The following is a 26469-nucleotide window of genomic DNA, read 5'->3' on the forward strand; positions in this document are numbered from 1 at the left end:
GAAGCAATTATTCATTGTGAAAATGAAATGAAAAAAACTTCAGATAATATTCTATTATAACTATTTTGTAATAGAGAGAATGTTTTCTGGTTGTGTTCAACAAGAAGAATATATACTCACATCTGTATTTATAAATATAAAAGCTAACCCTTCAAATTGAAGAGCTAGCTTATATTTTTTAGAAAATTGGCTTACGTTCTTTGATTACACGAATTGTTTTTAATGTTGTATCCTCTGGTCCTTGAACGGGTAAACCTGCTTCAATATTCATTTGAATATAATGAATATTTTCTTGAGTAATTATTTCCCCGGGAATAAAAATAGGAATCCCAGGAGGATATACCATAATAAATTCTGCACAAATACAGTTATCTGCTTCTGCAAGAGGAACGACTTCTGTATCTGCATAAAAAGCATCACGCGGAGACATGGCGAGAGCTGGAATTTCTGGCACATTTACCAAAGCCTCTGTTATAGCCGCTTCAGAATCAAATGCTTTTGACATACGAGTTAACGCATTTATTAAAAGATTAATTTCCTTTTTTGTATCTCCTAAAGTCACTAAACATAAGATATTATAAAGGTCAGACAATTCGACTTCAATATTGGCATTATAACGCAACCATTCCTCAGCTCGATGACCAGAAATACCTAAATCTTTCACACTAATCAGAAGTTTTAATGGATCCATATCATAAGTTGCAGAAGAATGTAACTTTTCCTTACCTGCACACTTTAAATGTGGTATTTGATTGATGCGTTTACGAGCATCCTTTGCTAAACGTAATGCATCGTCAATTAAATCGTATCCATGAATGGCTAACTGACGTCGAGCTGTGTCAAGTGAAGCAAGTAATGGATAGGATGTCGATGTAGTTGTTAACATAGAAAATACAGCTTGTACACGTTTTGCAGAAACAAGACCCTCACGTACATTTAAAATAGACGTTTGTGTCATGGAGCCACCAAGCTTATGAACGCTTGTTGCTGCCATGTCAGCACCTGCTTCCATAGCTGAATATGGAAGGTCATCATGGAATTTTATGTGTACACCATGTGCTTCATCTACTACTACCGGAATATTACGGTCATGAGCAATCTCCACAATACGCTTTAAATCAGCTGTAAAGCCAAAATATGTTGGATTAATAACAAGTACTGCCTTTGTATCTGGGTAAGCATTTAATGCTTTTTCAACAGCTTCAGGGGATATGCCATGAGAAATCCCATATTCGCTGTCAACTTCAGGATGAATAAAAATTGGAATGGCACCAGCGAATACAATCGCCGACATAATAGATTTATGAACATTCCGTGGCACTAGAATTTTATCACCTGGACCGACGACGGTCAGAATCATCGTCATGATGGCGCCACTAGTACCTTGAACGGAAAAGAATGTATGATCAGCACCAAAGGCTTCAGCTGCTAAGTTTTGCGCTTCTTTTATAGCACCCTTTGGTGAATGTAAATCGTCTAGTGGAGCAATATTAATTAAATCAATTGATAAAACGTTGTCGCCGACGAATTCTCGGAAAGCAGGATCCATTCCTTGCCCTTTCTTATGGCCTGGAATATGGAACTGAATGGGATGTCTGTTCCGATGTTTTAATAATACGTCGAACAATGGAGTCTCTAATTGTGACAACGCAGGTACCACCTCACTTTATAATATCTAAGAAAACAAATGAATTATAGCACCTAACGACACGAAAAAATAGGCTTTTCCTAAAAAATAAAAGGATTTTTTTCAGGATACCGAGAAAATAGTATTGAACGAAAGGGGAGGTACTATGAATTGGAATACACGTGTGACGGATCTTTTACAGGTTAAATATCCAATTATTCAAGGGGGATTAGCCTATTTAGCATATGCTGATTTAGCCGCAGCTGTGTCGAATGCTGGTGGTTTAGGGCAAATAACGGCTATGAGTTTACGAGATCCTGAATTATTACGAGCAGAGATCCATAAGGTACGAACATTAACAAATAAACCTTTTGGCGTAAATTTTGCGATTGGCATGCATGGTACAGGCTATGAGGATATGGTGCGCGTTGCAATCGAAGAAGAAGTTCCAGTTGTTACAATGACAGGGGGAAATCCAGCGCCTATATTTAATTTACTGGCAGGCACAGCTATAAAAAAATTAGTCCTTGTAGCTGCTCGTAGACAAGCTCAAAAGGCTGAACAGCTTGGAGCAGATGCTGTAATGGTTGTGGGTCAAGAGGGTGGCGGTCATCTTGGGCGTGATGATGTCGGTACAATGGTTCTTGTTCCCCAGGTGGTTGATAGTGTTAGTATTCCTGTCATTGCTTCAGGTGGAATTGGTGATGGACGCGGCTGGATGGCTGCTCAAGCATTGGGAGCTGAAGGCATTGAAATGGGCACTCGTTTTATAGCAACACGAGAGTGTGTTGATGCTTCTGAGGCTTATAAAGAGGCACTAGTTGCAAGTACTGAAGCAGATACAACCATTATTAAGCGCTCAATTGGTGCGCCGGCTCGTGCATTACGCAATGACTTTACTACAAAGATATTGGAAATTGAGGAAAAAACACCAACATATGAGGCATTGAAAGAATATATAAGTGGTTCAGCAAATAAACGCTTTATTTACGATGGTGATAAGGAACAGGGCTTTGGCTGGGCTGGACAAGTGACTGGAATGATTCACGATATCCCAACCGTTGATGACCTTATTAAGAGAATGGTTGCAGAAGCTGAAAGTATACGGTTAAAATGGGGGCAATAACGTAAAGGTGGTTTTGTCGAATGGAATACTCTTATCCGTTTTCAACTGATTGGTCCACAGAGGAGATTGTGGATGTTGTTCAATTCTTTGAGGGAATTGAGAAAGCTTATGAAAAAGGCATCAAGCGTGAAGTTATGCTAGCTAAATATCGACGCTTTAAAGAGATTGTTCCTTCCCAAGCAGAGGAAAAATCAATTTTTCGCGAATTTGAAGAGGCGAGTGGCTACATTAGCTATCCAGTTGTAAAACAAACAAAGGAAGCCGAAGATGGGATGATTATAAAAGTTACCCCAAGAAATGGCCATTAAAAAAAGTGGATGTGAGATCAACTCACATCCACTCTTTATTTTTTTGTGTTAAAAAACGACATATTGCATAAACTACATCAATAAAAAACTTTATAAGGTTAGCTTATTTTCCAACAATAATGTTGTAAAGAGGAAGTAAGCTGTTAAATGTGTCTTCTGTTAATTGATGTAATTCGCTTGCTGTTAGTTTGGTTGCTTGTTCTTTTGGAATATGACGGCCAATTAAAAACTCACCCTTTTTGACATCTCGTAGGCGAATAAGCATTTCTTCAAGCTTGTCTTCTTTTGCCACTTCGAGAGAAACGGCCTCAGGGGACATATGATCTCCTGACACGATAAAATCATCTGGAAGCTGCTCAATTAAAGATTTATGAGCTAGTAAACGCTCAGCCATAACATTTTTTTGAGGCGCTTCATAAATAATAGCTAAGACGATGAATAAATGTGTGTGCCATAGACCAATCTGAAAGTGAGGCAATGATTTATAACCTCTTTTATAAGGGGCGAAGGCAACCCAACTATCTTTTGGAGGGTTAACAGTTCTTCGAGCATGTTTAGCCACATGCGGGAAGAATTCTTCACCTAATTGGCTAGAGAAAAATGCAGAAAAATCTTCACCTAGCTGATTGAATTTTGGACGTACATGTAAATTTAAAGCATCCATTCTTTGTTCTAAACCGTCTATTGTAAAAACCTTAAAGTCTTTGTTTGTCCACTTTATTTTTGGCAATTTTATTTTACTCCTTTCGTTTTATAAGGTTTATTTTACGCTGAATTTGGGAAAAAATCTTATAACAAGAACTTTATCAAATGAGTAAAGTTTTTGTAAAAAAATTAAAAAAAGGAAGTGTTTTTTATGAAACCATTCGTAAAAATTATACGTAAAGTTGACATTGAAAAGCAATATGAGCACATTTTACAATTAGAATTAGATTATGAATTAGCTTCACTTTTTGCAGCAATGAATGAAAAAAATGACATGGAAATTGAAAAAAGTAAAAAACGTCTGGCAGAAATTCAGATGGAACTTGAAAGTTTGCACGCCTATGCGTAATCAAAATCTAATACCCATTTAAAAAATCACTTGCTGAATATTCCGACAGCAGGTGATTTTTATTGTGACAAAGGGTAAAATAGAAATTATATCATAAGGTAGTACTAGGTTTTATATAGCAAAAGTTGTGAAGTAGTGGGAAAAGGCATCATAAACATACGAGAGCGATTAATATAAAAGGCCTTTTCTTATATTCGAAGGGTGGGTTATGAGTGGATTTACAACAAATTGATAAATTTGCAAAAGATATTATTTTTGAAGCTGGGCGACGTATTCGAGAGGCTTTTTCGTATAATCTAGTAATTGAGACAAAATCAGGTGCAAATGACCTCGTTACCAATATTGATCGAGAGACGGAGTTATTCTTTATTGAGCAAATTAAAGCTTTTGATCCAACCCATAAAATTCTAGGGGAAGAAGGAATGGGCGAACAGGTTAAATCACTAGATGGTGTAGTTTGGATTATTGATCCAATTGATGGAACGATGAATTTTGTTAAACAGCATCGCCATTTTATGATTTCAATCGGTATTTTTGTCAATGGCGTAGGAAAGTTAGGTTACATATTTGATGTCATGCGGGAGGATTTATTTAGTGCCATCGAGGGGCAAGGGGCATGGTATAATGATTCACCATTGCGTAAACTACAGTCTGTTACAATGGAGGAGTCTGTCATTGGCATAAATGCACATTGGGTCGCACCTAATCGACATATTCACCATGAAAAGGTGATAGATATGGTTCGTAAAGTTCGCGGTACACGGTCCTATGGCTCCGCAGCAATGGAAATTGCATTTGTTGTAAGTGGCAAATTAGATGCCTATGTCTCTATGCGTTTAGCACCATGGGATATTGCAGGAGGGACCATCATTGCTCAGGAAGTTGGAGCAGTTGCTACAAATCTACATGGTGAAGGCTTTGATTTCCTTCATCAGGATACATTTATTATTGCTAATCCCGCTATTCATAAAGAATTATTAGAAAAATATATAGTGCCATATGTATAAAAAGGAGCCGTCTATTTATTAGACAGCTCCTTTTTATGTTCTTTAAAGTAATCCTTGCGCACGTAGTTTACGCTTCATTTTAAAGGCTGTCATGAAAATGACACAAGTAGCCACAATACCAGCTATTACACCAAATACATTACTAGCTGCAACAGAGTAGCCGATAGAACACATTGCTAATACAGCTGCCAATGCATAGATGGCCATTACGATTTTTGCACGATTCATAGCCTAGCCTCCTATATAAAAAATTTGTCGATCAAATATATTTTTTAGAATGATGGAAATTCTAATAAGGACATTTCTATCCTTCTTGTGCTATAATATCACAGTTAAACATTCGAAAAAAGAATATGGAGTGGAATAATGACAAACTTACGTCAAGATCTTCGCAATATCGCAATTATCGCCCACGTTGACCATGGTAAAACTACTTTAGTCGACCAATTATTAAAACAATCAGGTACATTCCGTTCAAACGAACATGTTGAAGAACGTGCAATGGACTCTAATGATATTGAACGCGAACGTGGTATTACAATTTTAGCAAAAAATACTGCAGTAAACTATAACGGAACTCGTATTAACATCCTTGATACGCCTGGACACGCCGACTTCGGTGGTGAGGTAGAACGTATTTTAAAAATGGTAGATGGCGTTTTACTAGTTGTCGATGCGTATGAGGGTTGTATGCCGCAAACACGCTTTGTACTGAAAAAAGCGTTGGAACAAAAGTTAACACCGATTGTAGTTGTAAACAAAGTTGATAAAGATTCAGCTCGTCCTTTAGAAGTAGTAGATGAAGTATTAGAATTATTCATCGAGCTAGGCGCTGATGATGATCAATTAGATTTCCCTGTTGTGTATGCATCAGGTGTAAACGGTACAGCTTCTCTTGATGCTGATCCAGCAAAACAAGAAGAAAATATGCAATGTCTATTTGAAAAGGTAATTGAAGCAATTCCTGCACCAGTAGACAACTCAGCAGATCCATTACAATTCCAAGTGGCATTACTTGACTACAATGATTATGTTGGTCGTATTGGGATTGGACGCGTATTCCGCGGAACAATTGAAGTAGGGCAACAAGTTGCTTTAATGAAGTTAGATGGGACTGTGAAACAATTCCGTGTAACGAAACTATTTGGTTTCTTTGGTTTAAAACGTGAAGAAATCCAATCAGCAAAAGCTGGTGACTTAATTGCTGTTTCAGGTATGGAAGACATCAACGTTGGGGAAACAGTATGTCCGGTGGAACATCAAGAAGCTTTAACACCATTACGTATAGACGAGCCAACATTACAAATGACTTTCTTAGTGAATAATTCACCGTTTGCAGGTCGTGAAGGGAAATGGGTAACTGCTCGTAAAGTAGAAGAGCGTTTACGTTCACAACTTCAAACGGACGTATCTCTACGTGTAGAAGATACAGATTCACCAGATGCATGGACGGTTTCTGGACGTGGTGAGCTACATTTATCAATTCTTATTGAAAATATGCGCCGTGAAGGCTTTGAACTACAAGTATCAAAACCTCAAGTTATCATTCGTGAAATTGATGGTGTAAAATGTGAACCATTTGAACGTGTACAAATTGATGTTCCAGAAGAAAATGTAGGTTCGGTTATTGAATCGATTGGTACGCGTAAAGGTGAAATGTTGGATATGGTGAACAATGGCAATGGCCAAGTACGTTTAACATTCCTTGTTCCTGCCCGTGGTTTAATTGGATATACAACAGAATTCATGTCTATGACGAAAGGTTTTGGTATCATTAACCATACATTCGATTGTTACCAACCATATATTCCAGGCCGTATTGGTGGACGTCACCAAGGTGTTCTTGTATCAATGGAAACTGGTAAATCGACAACTTATGGTATGATGCAAGTAGAGGACCGTGGTACACTATTTGTTGAGCCAGGTACTGAAATTTATGAAGGTATGATTGTTGGTGAAAATACACGTGATAATGATATCACTGTAAACATAACAAAAATGAAGCAAAAAACGAATGTTCGTTCTGCGACAAAAGATGCAACAAACGTTATTAAAAAGCCGCGTCTATTAACACTAGAAGAAGCATTAGAGTTCTTAAATGATGATGAGTATTTAGAAATCACTCCAGAATCTATTCGCCTTCGTAAACAAATTCTAGATAAAAATGAACGTGAAAGAATAGCGAAAAAACTAAAAAACGCTGAACAATAATTTTTTGCTTCCACGAAAGGAAGAGGAGTCTTGGATCTGAAGTCCGCTTTATTGGGTGAACTAAATGTTATTCAAGTTGCTGCACAGACAGGTACAGATGAAACAACCCGAGTTTATGGGAGAATGGCTGGTATCACTAGATTTTTATATGAAAATTTACCAAGCTATGAAATAGCAGGTTATGTTGTATTTCTTCTTGTATTTGTACTTTCTGCCATTGTCTATAAACTAGGCTTTGCCAAGAAATTAAAGTTATCTCAAAATATTATTATTTATGCGTTCCTATTTTTAGGTTGTATCATGCTTACATTCTTCGCCCTATTCTTACCAATGATTGAAGGTCTGATTGTAGCGGCCTTAATTCTAATTGTCTATAAAACAAGACTATGGCGTGAAAAAAGAGAAGAGCAACAAGCTACCAATCAATAACAATTACGTACTTTATAATAAGAACTTTTTATCTGTTATAAACAGTCTTAGCGGTTTTAATGCTAAGGCTGTTTTTTTGTATGTTTCCCCCTGTAGTCAAGCTGAGGAAACACCCGCACTCTACACAAATTAAAAAATGATAGGCACCGAAATCTTCTTATGTGAATAAGTTAATGTCGATAGGCTTATTTTCAACACATCAAGGAGGAAAGGGAATGCGTTGGCTTACAAAAGGTTTATTATTAGGTGTCATTGCTTTGTTACTCCTTTCTTTGACGGCATGTAATAAAGCAGAGCTAGAAAAAGTCAAAGTAGGAGAAGTAACTCGTTCGATTTTCTATGCGCCTCAATATGTAGCACTTGAGAAAGGTTTCTTCGAGGAGGAGGGTCTTTCTGTTGAGCTACAAACGATTGCAGGTGGCGATAAAACGATGACGGCGTTACTGTCAGATGGAATTGATATAGCTTTAGTTGGGTCGGAGACGTCTATTTATGTCACTTTACAAGGTGCAAATGATCCCATTCAAAATTTTGCACAGTTAACACAAACGGATGGTACCTTTTTAGTGGCAAGAGATAAGATAGATAATTTTTCGTGGGATCAATTGAAGGGCTCAACATTTTTGGGGCAACGTAAAGGTGGAATGCCACAAATGGCAGGTGAATTCGTGCTGAAAAAACATGGCATCGACCCTATAAATGATTTAACGCTCATTCAAAATATTGATTTTGCCAACATTGCTACTGCTTTTGCATCAGGTACTGGTGACTATGTTCAATTATTTGAACCTACTGCGAGTGTCTTTGAGAAAGAAGGAAAAGGTTATATTGTAGCTTCGTTTGGAACGGAGTCTGGTAATCTTCCTTACACGTCCTTTATGGCCAAAAGTAGTTATTTAAAGGATGAAGCTTCAACTGTTCAAGCCTTTACAAATGCATTGAAACGAGCACAGGATTTTGTGCAAAATGAGAGTGCTGCTGAAGTAGCAAAAATTATTCAACCGTATTTTGAAAATGTGGATATAGAGATAATTGAAACGGTAATTGAGCGATATAAAGCACAAGGCTCTTATGCTACTGACCCAATCCTTGATGAAGGAGAGTGGGATAACTTGCAAACAATTATGGAGGAAGCAGGTGAACTTCCTCAACGAGTGGAGTATGAAAAACTTGTGAACACTACTTTTGCCAAAAAGGCTGCTGAGTAATATGGAATTTTTACAGCTGGAGAATATTCACCATAGTTATTTTTCAAGTACACAGGCAAAGGAAGTATTACGTGATATCAGTTTAGCCATTCATGAAGGAGAGTTTGTTTCGTTTATTGGGCCGAGTGGCTGCGGTAAAACCACATTATTATCAATTATTGCAGGATTATTCCCTGCCACTGAAGGCAATGTTTATATAGATGGTGAAAAGCTATCAGCGAGTAATCAATCAAGCATTGGCTATATGCTTCAGCAGGACTATTTATTTCCTTGGAAGACCATTGAAGAAAACGTCACAATCGGCTTAAAAATAATGGAAAAAAGTCATAAAACACATAAAGTAACGGCCAATGCGTTATTACAGGAAGTAGGATTACCGCATGTGGGGAACAATTACCCTCGAGAATTATCAGGAGGTATGCGGCAACGTGTGGCCCTTGCTCGTACCTTAGCTGTAAATCCTAAAATTTTATTATTAGATGAACCATTTTCAGCGTTAGATTATCAGTCGAAATTAAAGCTTGAGGATTTAGTGGTGGAAACATTAAAAACTTATAAAAAGACTGCTATTCTTGTGACACATGATATTGGTGAAGCAATCGCAATGAGTGAGCGCGTAGTTCTATTTTCTGCAAACCCAGGGGCAGTTCACAAAGTGTTTGAAATACCTAAAGCCCTTAATGAACTATCACCTTTTGATGTAAGACAGCATCCAGCCTATGCAGATATTTTCCAAACTATTTGGAAGGAGCTGGAGAGCCTTGGATAATACATTATTTAAGCAATATCAGCAGTTGTTAAAAAAAGAAAAACGCTATGTTCGAATATATCAGCTTATTATTTTACTGCTATTCTTTGGTGGATGGGAGCTGCTTTCAAGATTAGAATGGATTGATCGGTTAATTTTTAGCTCGCCAACTCATGTATGGCATACATTTATTGAGAAAGTCATTGACGGTTCTTTAACATTGCATGTGAGTGTTACATTAATGGAGACCGTAATTGGCTTTTTAGCGGGGACTTTATTAGGAACATTGATAGCTGTTGTCTTGTGGTGGTCCCCGTTACTATCAAAAGTACTCGATCCCTATCTAGTAATTTTAAACGCGATGCCAAAAGTAGCACTTGGTCCGATTTTGATTGTTGCACTCGGCCCAGGTTATTTTTCTATCATAGCTATGGGTGCATTAATATCCATCATTATAACAACGATTGTTGTATATACGGCATTTAAAGGTGTCGATCCGAATTATAGTAAGGTTTTACAAACCTTTGGAGCGACAAGATGGCAAATCTTTCGTGAGGTCATTTTGCCAGCCTCATTTCCTACAATCATTTCGACCTTGAAAGTGAATGTTGGCTTATCATGGGTAGGGGTTATTGTAGGGGAATTTTTAGTAGCTTCAAAAGGACTTGGTTATTTAATTATCTATGGCTTCCAAGTATTTAATTTTAACCTTGTCCTTATGTCACTTCTGATCATTGCCTTTTTTGCTACCATTATGTATCAAGTTGTAGAATTAGTTGAAAAAACGATTATTAAAAATAATGGATAGTATAAAAAAGAGGTGTCTCAAAATAGAGTCACCTCTTTTTAATCTGTTCTTTAGTTAAAATTCTTTATCCATCTGGGGTGAAGTACGATAAAAACGGAAATTGCCTGTTTCCATTCGTGCTACAGTATTTTCCGAAATGCGATCATGACAAATATCACACATATAAGTATGAATTGGTCGATTTCGCAATTTTTTTGCCAAAGGTAAATTATCGTCTAAATTATGAATCGTATCGCAAATAACGCATTTAACGCGCATTGCATTCCCTCCTATTCAGCGCGAATGGCTGATACGTTTTTAATAGGATTGTCACTATTTGAACCGTCTCTTAGTAATACATGGATGGGACCGTCTTCTAAAAGAGGCTTACCGTCTTGGCTATATTTTAAAATAAGTGTATAAGCTTCTTCAATTGTGAAAGGATATTCTTCGCCATCTTTGCAAGTTAAGACGATTTTTGTTGCTTCTGGTTTAATTTCAGCATTCTTCAAGAAATGACTTAATTCGATACCAAATGTACCTGTCTCCATTCCTTTACGGTCAAATTTCCTTTCTGATTTTAATGTAGGTGGGAAAGTTGCTCCTTCCATAATTTCACGTGACCAGTGTGCTCCTACTTCACGCATATATTTGACGTCAGCATCTTCCTCAACATTTTGAGTAGTGAAGTAAGTGTTTAAATCTAATTTACGATCATCGAAAATCCACACAGTAGGATCTAATGTTAGTTGGTATGTGACTGCACCTGTGATAGGAATTATTGTTTCCATAATAGAAATCCTCCTCAAATCTTGTATATCCATGACATAGTATAACGCTAATGCCTAGAGATAATAAAGAAATATAATTCGAATTCTCTATTTTCCAATGAAGACACTTGCATTTTTATCGACTAAAAGATAAACTTTATTAAGATAGAATCGAAGAAATATCAGATAATGGGGGCGTCCTCATGGATACGAAATCACAAACTTCTTTTCAAGAGAAGGCTTTGGAGCTATTAGTTGCTGATGCAGATAAGATTGCTCGCCTTATTCGAGTACAAATGGATCATTTAACAATGCCACAATGCCCTTTATATGAGGAAGTATTAGATACACAAATGTTCGGTCTATCACGTGAAATTGACTTTGCTGTGAAGCTTGGATTGATTGAACGTGAAAAAGGCAAAGAAATTCTCGATTCACTCGAGAAGGAACTTTCTGTACTACACGACGCGTATACAGACAAATAAAAAGAAAAACTCAAACGCTTCTTTGCGCTTTGAGTTTTTTTACTAGAACGAGGTTTTCCAATGAGACAATACTTAAAACGCTATGCACAAAATTTTGATTATCCCTTATTTTTTACGGTCCTATTATTAAGTTTATTTGGGTTAATAATGATTTACAGTTCAAGTATGATGGTTGCTATTGTTCAAAAAGGTCAAGCACCTGATTATTTTTATCAAAAGCAAGTGACCAATTTAATGGTAGCATTTCTTGGCTTTATCATCACAGCATTTTTCCCATATAAACATTATGCGAATAAGAATATTATGTTATTGCTAACTGTTGTATTGGTTGTGTTATTTACATGGGTAAAAGTAGCAGGGAATGGGGCAGAAGAAGTAGGCTCTCAAAGTTGGATTGCTATCCCAGGTTTAGGGAATTTTCAACCTTCAGAGTATGCGAAACTATTTATAATTTTATATTTTGCAGCTGCTTTTTATCGAAAAGCGCAAAAATATACGTTTGAAAAGCTACAACCGACTGAAATTTTTTACCCAATTTTTCTATGGATTTTAGTGGTTGCTGGGGTAGCCTTTGAAACAGACTTAGGAGCAGTGATTATTCTATGTGGTATTGCCGTTTCAGTTGTAGCTTCAAGTGGTATTCCATTTAGAACATTTTGGAAATTTTTTGGTGTATTAGGTGCGTTTGGTACAGCAATTCTTGGTATTCTATGGATATTTAAGGGAGAGCTACTAACAGGAAATCGAAAAGGACGGATATTGTCTTACTTAAATCCATTTGAGTATGAGGATGGTAGTGGTCACCAAGTGGTGAATAGTTATTATGCCATTGGCGGAGGCGGCTTAGAAGGGCGGGGCCTTGGTCAATCCATTCAAAAATTAGGATATTTGCCTGAACCACAAACAGATTTTATTATGGCAATCATAATGGAAGAGTTAGGGATATGGGGCGTTTTGATTGTCTTATGTGGCTTGGGATTTATTGTATATAAAGGTTTTTCTATTGCATTGCGGACAAAAGATCCATTGGCACGCATGATTGCGGCTGGTATTGCGAGCTGGATAGGCTGGCAATCATTTATTAATCTTGGGGGTGTAACCGGGTTAATCCCGTTAACCGGTGTAACGTTACCTTTTATAAGCTATGGCGGTACATCTATAATCATTCTATCTTTAGCGATGGGAATATTGATCAATGTTTCTATGTTTGAAAAGGTAGAGAGGAAAAAAACACAATCATAAAGGGGGATACCTATGGAATCAATCAACAAAATTCTCGTAGCCAATCGAGGAGAAATTGCAATTCGTATTTTCCGTGCTTGTACGGAGCTGAATATCCAAACTGTTGCCATCTATTCAAGAGAAGATAGTGGTGCTTTTCATCGCTTTAAAGCAGATGAAGCTTATTTAGTGGGAGCTGGCAAGAAACCAATCGATGCTTATTTAGATATTGAAGGTATTATTGCCATCGCAAAAGATGCAGATGTTGATGCGATTCATCCAGGGTATGGTTTTTTATCAGAAAACGTGGAATTTGCACGTCGCTGTGAGGAAGAGGGCATTGTCTTTATCGGACCAACTTCTCAGCATTTAGATATGTTTGGAGATAAGGTCAAAGCACGTTCTCAAGCCATTGCGGCTGAGATTCCTGTTATTCCTGGTACAGATGGCCCAGTAGCCGATCTAGCAGAGGTAGAGACGTTTGCTAGCAATTATGGCTATCCAGTTATGATTAAGGCAGCACTTGGCGGTGGTGGTCGAGGGATGCGTCTAGTCCATACGCCAGAGGATCTTGCTTCCTCCTATGAAAGAGCAAAATCTGAGGCAAAGGCTGCTTTTGGTTCCGATGAAGTATATGTAGAAAAAGCAATCATAAAACCAAAACACATTGAAGTACAAATTATTGGCGATAAGCATGGCAATATTGTGCATTTATATGAGCGTGATTGCTCAATTCAGCGTCGACATCAAAAAGTGGTAGAAATTGCGCCATCTCATTCGATTTCACAAGAGTTAAGAAATCGTATTTGCGATGCTGCTGTGAAATTAATGAAGAATGTCTCGTACATAAATGCAGGGACAGTGGAATTTTTAGTCGCAGGAGACGATTTTTATTTCATCGAGGTAAACCCTCGCATTCAAGTAGAACATACAATTACAGAAATGATTACAGGTGTTGATATCGTCCATGCCCAAATTAAGGTAGCGGCAGGCTATGGACTTCACAGTGAAGAAATTCATATGCCAAAGCAAGAAGATATGCCAATGATTGGCTATGCCATTCAAGCACGTGTGACAACAGAAGACCCTGCAAATGACTTTATGCCAGATACAGGAAAGTTAATGGTTTACCGTTCAAGTGGTGGTTTTGGCGTGCGATTAGATGCTGGGAATGGCTTCCAGGGTGCTGTCGTTACACCATACTATGACTCTTTGTTGGTGAAAATTTCTACTTCGGGTATGAACTTTAAAGAAGCTGCTGCGAAAATGGATCGTAATTTAAAAGAATTCCGTATTCGTGGCGTTAAAACGAATATTCCGTTTTTAAATAATGTGGTGACTCATGAAAAGTTTTTATCAGGGGCCTTTGATACTAGCTTTATTGATACAACACCAGAGCTTTTCGAGTTCCCTGTGCGTAAAGACCGTGGAACAAAGCTGTTAAGCTATATTGGGAATGTGACCTTAAATGGCTTCCCTGGTGTAGAGAAGAAGTCAAAACCTATCTTTGTCCAGCCAAACCAACCTAAAATTGATCCTTTAATTGTACCACCAGCAGGTACAAAGCAGATTTTAGATACACAGGGAGCAGATGGCTTAGTGCAGTGGATTTTAGCACAGGAAGACGTACTACTAACAGATACTACATTCCGCGATGCTCACCAATCCCTGCTTGCAACACGTGTTCGTTCACAGGATATGTATCAAATTGCAGATGCAACAGCTCGCATGATGCATCAGTTATTCTCGCTGGAAATGTGGGGCGGTGCAACATTCGATGTAGCATATCGCTTCTTAAAAGAAGATCCATGGGAGCGGCTAGCGAAACTGCGTGAGCAAGTGCCGAATGTGTTATTCCAGATGTTACTGCGCGGAGCTAATGCTGTTGGTTATACAAACTATCCTGACAATCTAATCCGAGAATTTATCGCTGAATCGGCTTCATCAGGAATTGATGTATTCCGTATTTTCGATAGCTTAAATTGGATTAAAGGCATGGAAGTAGCGATAGATGCTGTGCGTCAATCAGGAAAAATTGCTGAAGCAGCCATCTGTTATACGGGGGATATCCTCGATGACAGTCGTGCGAAATATTCAGTGCAATACTATAAGGATATGGCGAAAGAGCTTGAAGCAGCTGGTGCCCATATTTTAGCGATTAAAGATATGGCTGGTTTATTGAAACCGGAAGCGGCGTACCGTTTAATTTCCGAGTTAAAAGAGACGACAAGTCTGCCAATCCACTTGCATACACATGATACTAGTGGCAATGGAATTTACTTATATGCTAAAGCGATAGAAGCAGGTGTTGATATTATTGATACAGCGCTTGGATCTATGGCAGGTCTAACATCTCAACCAAGTGCAAACTCCTTGTACTATGCAATGAAGGGCGGCAAACGTGAGGTACGAGCGGATATCGATGCATTAGAAAAATTATCGTACTACTGGGAAGATGTTCGTAAATACTATAAAGATTTTGAAAGTGGCATGATCAGCCCGCATTCTGAGATTTACGTACATGAGATGCCTGGTGGTCAGTATAGTAATTTACAGCAACAAGCAAAAGCTGTAGGGCTTGGTGATCGATGGGAAGAAGTGAAACGCATGTATTCCCGTGTAAATCTACTATTTGGTGATATTGTTAAAGTTACACCATCCTCCAAGGTAGTGGGTGATATGGCTTTATTTATGGTGCAAAATGATCTAGACGAAAATACAGTCTTAACAAGAGGGAAAACAATTGACTTCCCAGATTCTGTGATTGAATTCTTCCAAGGTTATCTTGGGCAGCCACATGGCGGTTTCCCAGAGGCATTACAACAAGTAGTGTTAAAAGATCGAGAAGCAATTACAGTTCGTCCAGGAGAATTATTAGAGCCTATTCAATTTGATCAATTAGAGGCTGTGCTAGAGGAAAAGTTAAATCGCCCAGTTACGAAAAAAGATGTACTGGCTTATGCACTTTATCCAAAAGTCTTTGAGGAATATGCGAAAACAGCAGAATCCTTTGGCAATATTTCAGTTCTTGACACACCGACATTCTTATATGGCTTAAAGCTTGGTGAAATTATTGAGGTCGAAATTGAAAAAGGTAAAACATTGATTATTAAACTCGTTTCAATCGGGGAACCACAACACAATGGAACACGTGTCCTTTACTTTGAGCTTAATGGTCAATCGCGTGAATTGGTGATTCAAGATATGACTGTTGAGGTTGATGGCAATTTAGCATTAAAAGCCGATCCAAGCAATCCAAACCAAATCGGTGCTACAATGCCAGGTACTGTGTTGAAAGTTGTTGTTTCTAAAGGTAGTCCTGTTAAACGTGGTGATCACCTGTTAATTACAGAAGCTATGAAAATGGAAACAACTGTCCAAGCACCTAAAGACGGCATTGTAAAAGAGGTATATGCAAGTGCAGGAGATGCCATTTCAACAGGGGATCTATTAATTGAAATTGAATAAATAGTCATGAAAAAAAGGTTATTAGATGCTTTTATTAGTATCTACATAACCTTTTTTATTGTGTTTAAGCGATAAATCATATAAAATCTGATTACTTAATCAGAAAAATGTTTGGTTAATCAATCAGGAGAATTCTATGGATAACAATAAAAATACCTTTATTCAGGAAGCAAGAAAGCAGCAAATTATTGAAGCTACGATAGCGACACTTGATGATATAGGCTATGTAAAGGCAAGTTTAGCACAAATCGCTAAACGTGCTTCTATTAGCACAGCATTAATTTCTTATCACTTTGTAGATCGACAAGATTTAATCAACCAAAGTCTGCAAGCACTAATTGAGCAATCCACAACTTTCATTTTGACAAAAACATATACTGCCAGTGACCCTACCACACAATTAGCAAACTTCATAGAGGCAAGCATTGCTTATCAAGCGACACACCCAAAAGAAAATGCAGCATTAATAGAAATTGTCTTCAACGCTCGGACTGCACATGACATCCCTTACTATAAACTGCCAGATGAAGAGGAAGACCCACTATTGACGGCATTACGTAATATTTTAGAAGATGGTAAAAAACAGGGGACTTTTAGTGTTCGCTCTGTCAATGTAATGGCAAAAGTAATTCAAGGAGCGATTGGTGAATACATGCTTATAGGGGGACCGCTTGCTATTGCGGCAGAGGATTACAGTCTCGAAGTAACAAATATTATATGGACAGCAATGAAAGTAGAGGGGCCAAAAAATGCTTAGAGCGCTATTTAACTGGATGTTAGTCATTGGTTTAATTTTATTAGGAGGCCGTCTCGTAACGTTAATTTGTCGATATTTCGACATTCCTTTTACAACATTTTTTAAAGATTATGCACTGGTATCCATGATTATTTTAATTGTTGGAATTATAGGGACTGAAGCTATGAAGAAACAAAAATAGTCATAGAAAAAAGATTCGACACATCTTTGGTGGCGAATCTTTTTTAATGGGCTATTTCTGGGCTATTTCTTTTTCTCATTATAATTACTTCGAGCAACTAGCATGATCATATAGCATAATAAACCGAATAAAAGGGAAATAAATAATGAATGCAGTAAAGCTACCGTTAAATTCAGTTTAGTAAGGACTACTAACATACCTGCAATAACTTGTAAAACTACTATAGTAAAGGCAATTATCCATCCATAGTATATAACACGTTGATGTTTATATTCCTTTACAGCGTGCCAAGTTATGTATGCAATCCAAATGAAAATAATAAGAACAGCTAATCGATGTCCCATTTGCACCCATTCATACATATTATTCGGGGGTGCCAAAGGTGTTTCATTATAGCAAAATGGCCAATCAGGACAAATTAAGCTCGAATCTGTATGACGAACTAGCGCCCCTGTATAAACGACTAAATAAGAATAAATTGTGACAGCAATTGTATGCCAACGTAACTTTTTACCGATAAATACGTTATCGGCATCAAATTTCCGATCGACTTCAAATACAATCATAGAGAGAAGAAGAACAGCGGCAAAGGAAATCAGAGATATCCCAAAATGTAGAGCTAAGATGAAATCACCTTGCCCCCATAATACTTGAGCTGCTCCAATAAGAGCTTGCGCGATTAAGAAAAACATTGCTAGGAAACCTAATAGTTTTACTTCGCGAATATGTCCGAGCTTACGCCATGTCCAAACGGTTAACACAAGAATTGAAATAGATACAACTCCTGTTACGAGACGATGTGAGAATTCAATAAGGACTTCTGGTGTAATCTCCTTTGGAATAAGAGATCCATTACAATCAGGCCAGTTACGACCACAGCCTAGGCCACTATCTGTTTTGGTAACGAGAGCCCCACCTAGTAATATAAGGAGCATCCCTACTGTAGCGGCAACAGCAAACCACTTCAAATACCTGTTGTGTTGCATAAAATGAGTCACCTACTTTATCTATCAACATTACAAGAACGTAATGTTTCTGCTACTAGATAATATCGAAAATACGTATAAAAAACAACTTGTAAAGAGAAGGGACTACTAGATGTCGATTCCATTTCACAAATTGTTCATAATTTCGTGCTTTAACCTTCACAATTCATTTTAGAAAATGTTTTACTATAGATATGTTGTTTTTAATTATATTTCTAGACAAAACTAATTTTTACAACTTCATCTAAATTTCACTTAATGTCTAGAAATCAATCGCAAATTTCGCTATAGTTATTGTTAGCGGAATATGCTTACAAAAATGAAAGGAGAGGTATTATGTCAAACGGTCGTACACTGGCGGCTACTAGAAATCCTGGTCCAGAAACAACATCTGTTGTAAAAGATTTCTTAGCACTAATAAAAATTGGAATCGTTAACTCGAATCTTGTCACAACGTTTACAGGGATGTGGCTGGCTTTTCAGTTTACTAGTAGACATTTCTTGCAAGAGCTTGATGTCATATTTTACACCATGCTGGGTGCGGCATTAATCATTGGTGGCTCAGGTGCAATGAATAACTTCATTGATCAGGATATAGATCCCATCATGAAAAGAACTAAGGCAAGACCGACAGTGACAGGCAGATTTAAGCCAAACTTTGTGTTGACCATTGCCCTCTCATTTTTAATTGTAGGTGAAATTTTGTTATTTGCGGCATCGTTTGCAGCCGGCATGTGGGGACTAGTAGGAATATTTGCTTATGTCGTTCTGTATTCAATGTGGTCAAAGAGGAAGCATGTTAGTAACACGGTTGTAGGTAGTATTTCGGGGGCTATTCCTCCTGTTATTGGATTCGCAGCGATTGAGCCTGCCTTAGGTCCAGGAGCACTAGCCTTATTCCTTATCATGTTTGCATGGCAACCACCACATTTCTATGCGCTTGCAATGAAACGGACTGAGGAATATCGTGCAGCTAAAATACCAATGCTACCTGTTGTAAAGGGATTTAAACGTACAAAGTACTCAATGTTATTCTGGATTCTTTTATTATTACCGTTACCTTTCCTTTTAACAGAGCTTGGAATTGGCTTTTTAACTCTTGCTACTGCATTGAACTTGGGTTGGTTAATACTAGCTCTGAAAGGCTTTACAACAAAAGATGATATGAAATGGGCAAATAAAATGTTTATTTATTCGTTGAATCATATGACCATACTATTTGTAGCCATCATAATATTTGCGGTGTTTAGCTAAAGTTAGGGATTCTTTCTTTTTATAAGAATTCATATAGACAGAACTGATGTCCTAGGTACACATGAAAATACAACAAAGAAAGAGGGGTTTAATTAAGCTATGATGAAAGGGCTTAAAAAATGGCGTCTTTTTTCACTTCTAGCAGTGATGATGGTTTTCCTTTCAGGTTGTGGTGAAGATTATCTTTCTACACTAAAACCATCTGGAGAAGTAGGTAAACAACAATTAAATTTATTACTGTTAACTACTGTAATTATGACGCTAGTAGTAGTAATAGTATCTGTTATCTATTTACTTGCATTCCTAAAATACCGTCGTGCACGCGTAGGTGAAAATGTTATCCCTAAGCAAGTAGAGGGTAGTCATACTTTAGAAGTGATTTGGACAGTTATTCCGATTATTTTATTATTAATTATCGCTGTACCAGTTGTTACAACTACTTATAAATTTGCAGATGTTGCTGCAATGGATGAGGTAGATGAAGAAGGGAACAAAACAGCCCTAACAATCAATGTAACGGCAAAATTATACTGGTGGGAATTCGAATATCCTAACCAAGGTATCGTAACGGCTCAAGAGTTAGTGGTACCAACAGGTGAAAAAGTTTACTTTAATTTAAAAGCTGCCGATGTTAAGCACTCATTCTGGATTCCTGCTGTAGGCGGTAAAATGGATACAAACGTGGAAAACTTAAACAAATTCTACTTAGTATTCGATAAAGAATCAAAAGATCTTAAAGATGGCGTATTTTATGGAAAATGTGCTGAATTATGTGGACCTTCACATGCATTAATGGACTTTAAAGTAAAAACATTAAGCCCAGACGCATTTGATGCATGGGTTGATGCAATGAAAGCAACTGAAGGACAAACTGCTGACAAAGCTTCAACAGATCTTGGTGAAGCAACTTTTGCAAATAGCTGCTTAGGCTGTCATGCTATCTCTGGTTCAGGAGCAGGCGGTACACCAGGTCCAAACTTAACTACGTTTGGTGACCGTAACCGTGTTGCTGGTTTCTTAGAGCATAATGAAGAAAGCTTAAAAGCTTGGATTAAAAACCCTGAGGAATTTAAACCAGGTAACTTAATGATGAATGCTGAAGGCACTGCGCCTATCTACGGTAATTTATCTGATGAAGAAATTGAAGCTCTTGCAACTTACATCATGGGCTTATCAGTAGAAAAATAATTTTCGTTCTATGTAACAAATTTTGAGGGAGGTAAAAGTTGTGAGCTCATACACACAGAAAAAGGGCTTTGGAGCAGCTGTCTGGGATTACATCACTACTGTTGACCATAAAAAGTTAGCAGTGATGTATTTATTAGCCGGTACATTGTTCTTCGCTATCGCTGGTTTTGAAGCATTATTAATGCGTATTCAATTAATGAAACCAAATAATGATTTCGTATCAGCTGGTTTTTTCAATGAATTATTAACAATGCACGGAACAACAATGTTATTCCTAGCTGCTACGCCACTACTATTCGCATTTATGAACATGCTTGTACCATTACAAATTGGTGCGCGTGACGTTGCATTCCCGTTCCTTAACTCATTAGGGTTCTGGTTATTCTTCCTAGGTGCAGTATTCCTTCACCTGTCATTCTTTATGGGTGGCGCTCCTGATGCGGGCTGGACTTCTTATGCATCATTATCTTTATACTCTCCAGGACATGGTATTGATTTCTATGTTCTTGGTTTACAAATTTCAGGGGCAGGTACATTAATTTCAGGTCTTAACTTTATCGTTACGATTATTACAATGCGTGCTCCAGGTATGACATTTATGCGTATGCCATTATTCACTTGGACTGCTCTTGTATCAAGTGCCTTAATCTTATTCGCATTCCCTCCATTAACAATTGGTTTATTAATGATGTTATTTGACCGTATGTTCGGTGGTAACTTCTTTGACCATACAATGGGTGGTAACACAGTAATTTGGGAACACTTATTCTGGATCTTCGGACACCCAGAGGTTTATATCTTAGTATTACCAGCATTCGGTTTATTCTCTGAGATTATTCCAGCGTTCTCTCGTAAACGTCTATTCGGATACTCTTCAATGGTATTCGCTACAATTTTAATTGGTTTCTTAGGGTTCATGGTTTGGGCTCACCATATGTTTACAGTTGGTCTTGGGCCAACAGCAAACGCAATCTTCGCTGTTGCAACAATGGCAATTGCGGTTCCAACAGGTATGAAAGTATTCAACTGGATCCTAACTATTTGGGGTGGATCTATTAAAGTTACAACACCAATGCTTTATGCACTTGGATTTATCCCGTCATTCGTTGCGGGTGGTGTTACAGGGGTCATGCAAGCATCTGCACCTCTTGACTATCAATTACATGATTCTTACTTTATCGTTGCTCACTTCCACTACGTAATCGTTGGTGGTATCGTTACAGCATTATTCGGTTCAGCGCACTTCTACTGGCCAATTTTCTTCAACCGTATGTTAAACGAAACGCTTGGTAAAATTACTTTCTGGGTATTCTTTATCGGATTCCATTTAACATTCTTCCTTCAACATTTCTTAGGTTTGATGGGTATGCCACGTCGTGTATTCACTTACATGGAAGGTCAAGGTTGGGATCAATTCAACTATATCTCTACAATCGGTGCATTAATGATGGGTGTAGGGGTTATCTTAATGGTAATCAACTGCTTAATGTCTATTAAGGGCAAACCAGCAGGACGCGACCCATGGGGCGATGGACGTACTTTAGAATGGTCAATTCCACAACCAATTCCATTCTATAATTTCCGTCAAACTCCACTTGTTCGTGGTTTAGATCCATGGTGGATTGAAAAACAAGAAGGTAATAAAGAAGTAACATTTGCTGAACCACTAGGTGATATCCATATGCCAAATAACTCAGCGATTCCATTCGTTATTTCATTAGGTATGTTTATTGCAGCATTTGGTGCACTTTACAATCCAGACGCAGATAAGCCATGGTCTATTTATGTATTAATCATTGGTTTAGCAATTACATTTGGTGCGATGATTGCTCGTTCTGTTAAAGACGATCATGGTTTCCATTTACACAAAGAAGAAATTCTTGAAATTGAAGAACATCTTTACGGCAAAGGAGGAAATAAATAATGGATTTCAATACTAAATTTACTCCTCATACTTGGCCAGATCATCCTGAACAAGCTACGATGGAAGGTAAAAATAAAGTCGTTGGTTTCTGGATTTTCCTTGCCTGTGAAGTTGTACTTTTCGCAAGTTTATTCGCTACTTATTTAGCGCTTAAGAACAAAGGGCCAGCTGGCATGGAGTTCACAACTCAAGGTTTATTTGAATTACCATTAGCATTTGCTATGACGATGTTATTATTAACATCATCACTAACATCTGTTTATGCAATTTACCATATGCGTAACTTTAACTTTAAAGGTATGCAAACTTGGTTAGCGATTACATTAGCTTTAGGTCTTGGATTCTTAGCACTTGAAATCTATGAGTTCAACCACTATGTGCACCTTGGTTTTACATTTAATCAATCTGCATTCGCAACAGCGTTTTATTCGTTAGTTGGTACACACGGTTTCCACGTAACTTTAGGTCTTGTATGGATTGGTACTTTAATGATCCGTAATGCTAAACGTGGATTAAACCTGTACAATGCACCTAAATTCTTCGTTGCTGCTTTATATTGGCACTTTATCGACGTAGTTTGGGTATTTATCTTTACAGTAGTATACTTGATGGGAGTGATCGGATAATGTCTTCACACGATACACCTATAGTTGCTAAGTCACAGGCACAGTATGAGTATGATCGTCATCATAATGCCGTTCATATGCGTAAACAAGTAATCAACTTTGCGATTATGATTTTCTTCACTTTTATCGCATTCGCAGTAGTTGCAGCTGATTTTTCTAAATACTTAATTATGCCATTCGTATTATTATTGGCTGGCGTTCAAGTTGTACTTCAACTTTATTCTTTCATGCACTTAGAAGATAAAAAAACTCACTTTGGTGGTGTTATTGGTTTCTTCATGTGGATGGGAATTTTAATCGCATTTACATTCTTCTTAGCATTTTTAACAATCATTTGGTGGTAATCACCAAAAAAGCACGTTCGTTATTTTGTACGAACGTGCTTTTCTTATGTTTTGAGGTTATTTAGGTATACAAAGAGGCAAACACTGTTGAAACTTAACATTTGTTCACCTTTCGTTCATTGCAGTATAGCTGTAAGCGTTTTATAATAGGAGTACTGAAGTTTAAAGGAGTGCGTTCCATATGCCACTTAGTATATTTGGTTTCCAAGCATTGTGGAGCCCGTATTTAATAGGGGTTCTTGTTTTTATAACAATCATCTATTTTTTAGTCACAACAAAGTGGCGTAAAGATTTTAAAGTAAGTGAACCTTTGAAAAAAAGTGAAGCTATTTACTTTGTTTTAGCTATGATTACCATCTATATTATCAAAGGATCTCCGATTGATTTAATGGCTCATATTATGTTTACCATGCACATGGTGCAAATGGCTATTCTGTTATTGCTGGTCCCTATTTTCTTAATTAAAGGGATTCCCTGGTGGGTTTGGAAGGTGGCTATTGAGGCACCTGTAGTTAGAACTTTGTTTAAAGTGCTAACATTACCAGTTGTTGCTGTCTTTGTATTTATCGGTCTATTTTCTTTCTATCATTTACCGTCCATATTGGATTACATTAAATTAAATGAAACATTACATGGTACCTATACATTTGTATTATTTCTATCTGCAGTGTTTATGTACTGGCCTTTAATTCAAAATATGCCAAATAGTAATCAAATGAAGCCTTTGCATAAATTGGCGTATATTATTGCTAATGCTGTTTTAATTACACCTGCTTGTGGATTAATCATCTTTGCGCCAAATGCAATGTATGAGACATACACAAACGGTGATGCATGGTTAAAGGCAATGGAGCTTTGTGTACCAGCCTCTACATTGTCAGGATTATCTTTATCTGGACCAGAGCTATTTACAGACATGAAACCAGTTGCAGATCAGCAATTAGGTGGCGTGTTAATGAAAATCCTACAAGAGCTTATTTTTGGTGTACTAATTGGTACGATCTTCACAAGATGGTATCGATCTGAGCAAAAAGATCCGGATAAAATCACTGCTGACGCTTTAGCTGCCCACCAAAAGAAGTGGGAAAGTCAACAGCAACATTAGTTGAAGAATAGAAATTTACTTTGTGTAAGGGGTTTTGACAATGGAATTGCAAATATTGCCTACTATTAGTACATCGTTTATCGTTATTAGTGCGGTACTTGTAGCGATAGGGTGGGGCTTAATTATAAAAAGAAATGTAGAGGGACATAAGAAAGTGATGCTTGCTGCAGGTGTTGCAGCACTTATTTTCTTTATCATCTATGCGTCCCGTACAATCTTTATTGGAAATACAGCTTTTGGCGGTGGAGAAGATTTAAAACCATACTATACGTTCTTCTTGATTTTCCATATTATTTTAGCGACATCTGGAGCTGTGTTTGGTATCGTTAGTATTATTTCAGGTTTGAAAATGAACATTAAATTACACAGACGAATTGGGCCAATTACAAGTATTATTTGGTTCTTTGTTGCCATAACTGGTGTATTAGTTTATTTATTATTGTATATTTTATTTGAGCCTGGTGAAACAACATCAGTAATTAAAGCCATTTTAGGATTTTAAAAAAATCTCCCTCCTTATTTCTGTGTAGGAGGGAGATTTTTTATAGTTGGTTGGAATAGTGAAAGCACTACGACAACCAGTAACGGACCAATTAATATTCCAATAAATCCAAAGATTTTAAAACCAATAAACATGGCAATAAAGGTATTCAAGGAAGAAAGTCCAATTTTATCGCCAATAATTTTTGGCTCAATCATTCGTCGGACTAGAAATTGTCCAATGGTTAGTAAAATTAAGACAGCTGCATATAAATAATCGCCAGCAAAGACCTGATAGATTGCCCATGGGACTAATAAAATAAATGAATCAAGAAAAGGGATAAAGTCTAAAACAACAAGTAAAAGTGCTAACAATATAGGGAATGGTGTTTTTAAAAAATAAAATGCAGCGAATGATATAGCAAAGATCCCTATCCCTACAAGTAATTGAGCTTTCAGAAATCCAAATAAGGCTAGCTTAACACGTTGGCCAATAAAGATAATTTTTTGATGGTAATGAAAAGGAACGGGCGATAATAATTTACGATTAATTGTTGGTAATTCTAAAAGCAACATATACAACACAATCCAATAAACAAATATATCAAAAAGACGTGTGGGAATATATGTTAATAACGTTGACCAAACATTGACGTTCGTTAAGGATAAAGAAAATTTTTCGATGGATGCTAAAGCTTTTGCAATCATAAATTGAATTTGTGAAACTAGCTCTACCGGTAAATGATAGGTGTAATTGCTGAGCTTAGATTGCATTTGAATCCATAGGGCAGACAATTGATTAAGATAATCAGGTATATCAATAATAAAGGAAGAAAATTGTTTCCAGCTTATATAAAGGATAAGTGTACATAATAATAAAGATATACTTAGAAAAAACAAAAAAAAGAAGAAGACAACGATTTTCCGTTTTTTTCTAAACCGTTTGCTCATTCGAACGATGATTGGTTCTAACAATAACGCGGTTAAGTAGGCAAGTAAAATTGGTAATGATATGGAGATGGACCAAAGGATCAGTATACCCATTGCAATAACAATAATGGGATGACGAAAAAAAGGACGATTAAAAAATGATAACATTTTTCTCACCTACATCATGTAATAGATATAGGTAGTATGAGAAAAAAATTTTTTTTTACTCAAAATAAAAAAAGACT

28 protein-coding genes are annotated in these 26469 nt (G+C 37.2%); 21 read left to right on the plus strand and 7 right to left on the minus strand.

Annotated features, from left to right (window positions below; all coding sequences use genetic code 11):
- Nucleotides 1-178: 178 nt before the first annotated feature.
- Nucleotides 179-1648 (minus strand): aminotransferase class I/II-fold pyridoxal phosphate-dependent enzyme, encoded by a 1470-nt coding sequence (locus tag NYE73_RS04285; RefSeq protein WP_004224764.1) that lies wholly within the window; start codon nt 1646-1648, stop codon nt 179-181.
- A gap of 145 nt (nt 1649-1793) precedes the next feature.
- Between NYE73_RS04285 and NYE73_RS04290 the strand changes: the two genes are divergently transcribed.
- Nucleotides 1794-2753 (plus strand): NAD(P)H-dependent flavin oxidoreductase, encoded by a 960-nt coding sequence (locus NYE73_RS04290; RefSeq protein WP_259951001.1) that lies wholly within the window; start codon nt 1794-1796, stop codon nt 2751-2753.
- Between the two features lie 20 nt (nt 2754-2773).
- A complete protein-coding gene (locus NYE73_RS04295) occupies nt 2774-3061 on the plus strand; it encodes a UPF0223 family protein (protein WP_054549842.1) in 288 nt (95 codons plus the stop codon).
- 103 nt (nt 3062-3164) lie between these two features.
- On the opposite strand, the gene NYE73_RS04300 is transcribed toward NYE73_RS04295, so the two are convergent.
- Nucleotides 3165-3791: a YktB family protein gene (locus tag NYE73_RS04300; RefSeq protein WP_048394721.1), complete on the minus strand. Its 627-nt coding sequence runs from the start codon at nt 3789-3791 to the stop codon at nt 3165-3167.
- A 126-nt stretch (nt 3792-3917) separates the two neighbouring features.
- On the opposite strand from NYE73_RS04300, the gene NYE73_RS04305 reads away from it, so the two are divergent.
- Together NYE73_RS04305 and NYE73_RS04310 are read left to right on the plus strand one after the other, a co-directional pair.
- Nucleotides 3918-4115, plus strand: a complete 198-nt coding sequence (locus NYE73_RS04305) for a hypothetical protein (RefSeq protein WP_004224768.1) — start codon at nt 3918-3920, stop codon at nt 4113-4115.
- A gap of 212 nt (nt 4116-4327) precedes the next feature.
- On the plus strand, nt 4328-5122 hold the full coding sequence (locus NYE73_RS04310) for an inositol monophosphatase family protein (RefSeq protein WP_259951000.1): 795 nt from the start codon (nt 4328-4330) through the stop codon (nt 5120-5122).
- A 42-nt stretch (nt 5123-5164) separates the two neighbouring features.
- Here the strand turns inward: NYE73_RS04310 and NYE73_RS04315 are convergent, their stop codons facing one another.
- On the minus strand, nt 5165-5350 hold the full coding sequence (locus tag NYE73_RS04315; RefSeq protein WP_004224770.1) for a DUF5325 family protein: 186 nt from the start codon (nt 5348-5350) through the stop codon (nt 5165-5167).
- A gap of 138 nt (nt 5351-5488) precedes the next feature.
- Here NYE73_RS04315 and typA point away from each other — a divergent pair, with 138 nt between their 5' ends.
- From typA to NYE73_RS04340, 5 genes are all read left to right on the plus strand, one after another.
- Nucleotides 5489-7333: a translational GTPase TypA gene (typA, locus tag NYE73_RS04320; RefSeq protein ID WP_054549845.1), complete on the plus strand. Its 1845-nt coding sequence runs from the start codon at nt 5489-5491 to the stop codon at nt 7331-7333.
- Nucleotides 7334-7363: 30 nt separating this feature from the next.
- Nucleotides 7364-7762: a YlaH-like family protein gene (locus tag NYE73_RS04325; protein ID WP_004224772.1), complete on the plus strand. Its 399-nt coding sequence runs from the start codon at nt 7364-7366 to the stop codon at nt 7760-7762.
- Nucleotides 7763-7977: 215 nt separating this feature from the next.
- Nucleotides 7978-8970 carry an ABC transporter substrate-binding protein gene (locus NYE73_RS04330; protein WP_259950999.1) on the plus strand — a complete coding sequence of 331 codons (993 nt, stop codon included), beginning with the start codon at nt 7978-7980 and terminating at the stop codon, nt 8968-8970.
- Nucleotide 8971: 1 nt separating this feature from the next.
- Nucleotides 8972-9739: an ABC transporter ATP-binding protein gene (locus NYE73_RS04335; RefSeq protein ID WP_048394715.1), complete on the plus strand. Its 768-nt coding sequence runs from the start codon at nt 8972-8974 to the stop codon at nt 9737-9739.
- Entirely contained in the window at nt 9732-10526 is a 795-nt protein-coding gene (locus tag NYE73_RS04340) for an ABC transporter permease (protein ID WP_081010995.1), read from the plus strand. Before NYE73_RS04335 ends, NYE73_RS04340 begins: the two co-directional genes overlap by 8 nt.
- Before the next feature lie 54 nt (nt 10527-10580).
- Here the strand turns inward: NYE73_RS04340 and NYE73_RS04345 are convergent, their stop codons facing one another.
- Entirely contained in the window at nt 10581-10784 is a 204-nt protein-coding gene (locus NYE73_RS04345) for a YlaI family protein (RefSeq protein WP_048394712.1), read from the minus strand.
- Between the two features lie 11 nt (nt 10785-10795).
- Entirely contained in the window at nt 10796-11296 is a 501-nt protein-coding gene (locus NYE73_RS04350; RefSeq protein ID WP_259950998.1) for a peptidyl-prolyl cis-trans isomerase, read from the minus strand.
- A gap of 182 nt (nt 11297-11478) precedes the next feature.
- Between NYE73_RS04350 and NYE73_RS04355 the strand changes: the two genes are divergently transcribed.
- The 5 genes from NYE73_RS04355 to NYE73_RS04375 all read left to right on the plus strand — a co-directional run bounded on the left by NYE73_RS04355 (nt 11479) and on the right by NYE73_RS04375 (nt 17387).
- Nucleotides 11479-11760, plus strand: coding sequence for a YlaN family protein (locus NYE73_RS04355; protein WP_004224778.1), 282 nt, complete (start codon nt 11479-11481; stop codon nt 11758-11760).
- A 60-nt stretch (nt 11761-11820) separates the two neighbouring features.
- Nucleotides 11821-13002 (plus strand): FtsW/RodA/SpoVE family cell cycle protein, encoded by a 1182-nt coding sequence (locus NYE73_RS04360; protein ID WP_048394707.1) that lies wholly within the window; start codon nt 11821-11823, stop codon nt 13000-13002.
- Nucleotides 13003-13014: 12 nt separating this feature from the next.
- A complete protein-coding gene (gene pyc / locus NYE73_RS04365; RefSeq protein ID WP_048394705.1) occupies nt 13015-16449 on the plus strand; it encodes a pyruvate carboxylase in 3435 nt (1144 codons plus the stop codon).
- A gap of 136 nt (nt 16450-16585) precedes the next feature.
- Nucleotides 16586-17206: a TetR/AcrR family transcriptional regulator gene (locus NYE73_RS04370; RefSeq protein WP_259950997.1), complete on the plus strand. Its 621-nt coding sequence runs from the start codon at nt 16586-16588 to the stop codon at nt 17204-17206.
- Nucleotides 17199-17387, plus strand: coding sequence for a hypothetical protein (locus NYE73_RS04375; protein WP_004224783.1), 189 nt, complete (start codon nt 17199-17201; stop codon nt 17385-17387). The genes NYE73_RS04370 and NYE73_RS04375 overlap by 8 nt, the downstream gene beginning before the upstream one ends.
- Nucleotides 17388-17449: 62 nt before the next feature.
- On the opposite strand, the gene NYE73_RS04380 is transcribed toward NYE73_RS04375, so the two are convergent.
- Nucleotides 17450-18373: a COX15/CtaA family protein gene (locus NYE73_RS04380; protein WP_048394700.1), complete on the minus strand. Its 924-nt coding sequence runs from the start codon at nt 18371-18373 to the stop codon at nt 17450-17452.
- A gap of 336 nt (nt 18374-18709) precedes the next feature.
- Here NYE73_RS04380 and cyoE point away from each other — a divergent pair, with 336 nt between their 5' ends.
- The 7 genes from cyoE to NYE73_RS04415 all read left to right on the plus strand — a co-directional run bounded on the left by cyoE (nt 18710) and on the right by NYE73_RS04415 (nt 25316).
- Nucleotides 18710-19627, plus strand: coding sequence for a heme o synthase (gene cyoE / locus NYE73_RS04385; protein ID WP_048394698.1), 918 nt, complete (start codon nt 18710-18712; stop codon nt 19625-19627).
- A 99-nt stretch (nt 19628-19726) separates the two neighbouring features.
- Complete coding sequence (coxB, locus tag NYE73_RS04390) at nt 19727-20815, plus strand: cytochrome c oxidase subunit II (protein WP_016992772.1); 1089 nt, start codon at nt 19727-19729, stop codon at nt 20813-20815.
- A 40-nt stretch (nt 20816-20855) separates the two neighbouring features.
- On the plus strand, nt 20856-22739 hold the full coding sequence (gene ctaD / locus NYE73_RS04395) for a cytochrome c oxidase subunit I (protein WP_004224787.1): 1884 nt from the start codon (nt 20856-20858) through the stop codon (nt 22737-22739).
- The gene (locus NYE73_RS04400) at nt 22739-23365 is read left to right on the plus strand and encodes a cytochrome c oxidase subunit 3 (RefSeq protein ID WP_004224788.1); all 627 of its coding nucleotides are present in this window, start codon (nt 22739-22741) and stop codon (nt 23363-23365) included. The genes ctaD and NYE73_RS04400 overlap by 1 nt, the downstream gene beginning before the upstream one ends.
- Nucleotides 23365-23709, plus strand: coding sequence for a cytochrome C oxidase subunit IV family protein (locus NYE73_RS04405; RefSeq protein ID WP_004224789.1), 345 nt, complete (start codon nt 23365-23367; stop codon nt 23707-23709). The genes NYE73_RS04400 and NYE73_RS04405 overlap by 1 nt, the downstream gene beginning before the upstream one ends.
- A 181-nt stretch (nt 23710-23890) precedes the next feature.
- Complete coding sequence (ctaG, locus tag NYE73_RS04410) at nt 23891-24814, plus strand: cytochrome c oxidase assembly factor CtaG (protein ID WP_004224790.1); 924 nt, start codon at nt 23891-23893, stop codon at nt 24812-24814.
- 40 nt (nt 24815-24854) lie between these two features.
- A complete protein-coding gene (locus NYE73_RS04415) occupies nt 24855-25316 on the plus strand; it encodes a DUF420 domain-containing protein (RefSeq protein ID WP_016992774.1) in 462 nt (153 codons plus the stop codon).
- A gap of 14 nt (nt 25317-25330) precedes the next feature.
- Here NYE73_RS04415 and ytvI read toward each other — a convergent pair whose 3' ends face one another.
- Nucleotides 25331-26392, minus strand: a complete 1062-nt coding sequence (gene ytvI, locus NYE73_RS04420; protein ID WP_082148174.1) for a sporulation integral membrane protein YtvI — start codon at nt 26390-26392, stop codon at nt 25331-25333.
- Nucleotides 26393-26469 lie beyond the last annotated feature (77 nt).

The sequence above is a fragment of the Lysinibacillus sp. FSL K6-0102 genome, assembly GCF_038003545.1.
Classification (GTDB): domain Bacteria; phylum Bacillota; class Bacilli; order Bacillales_A; family Planococcaceae; genus Lysinibacillus; species Lysinibacillus capsici.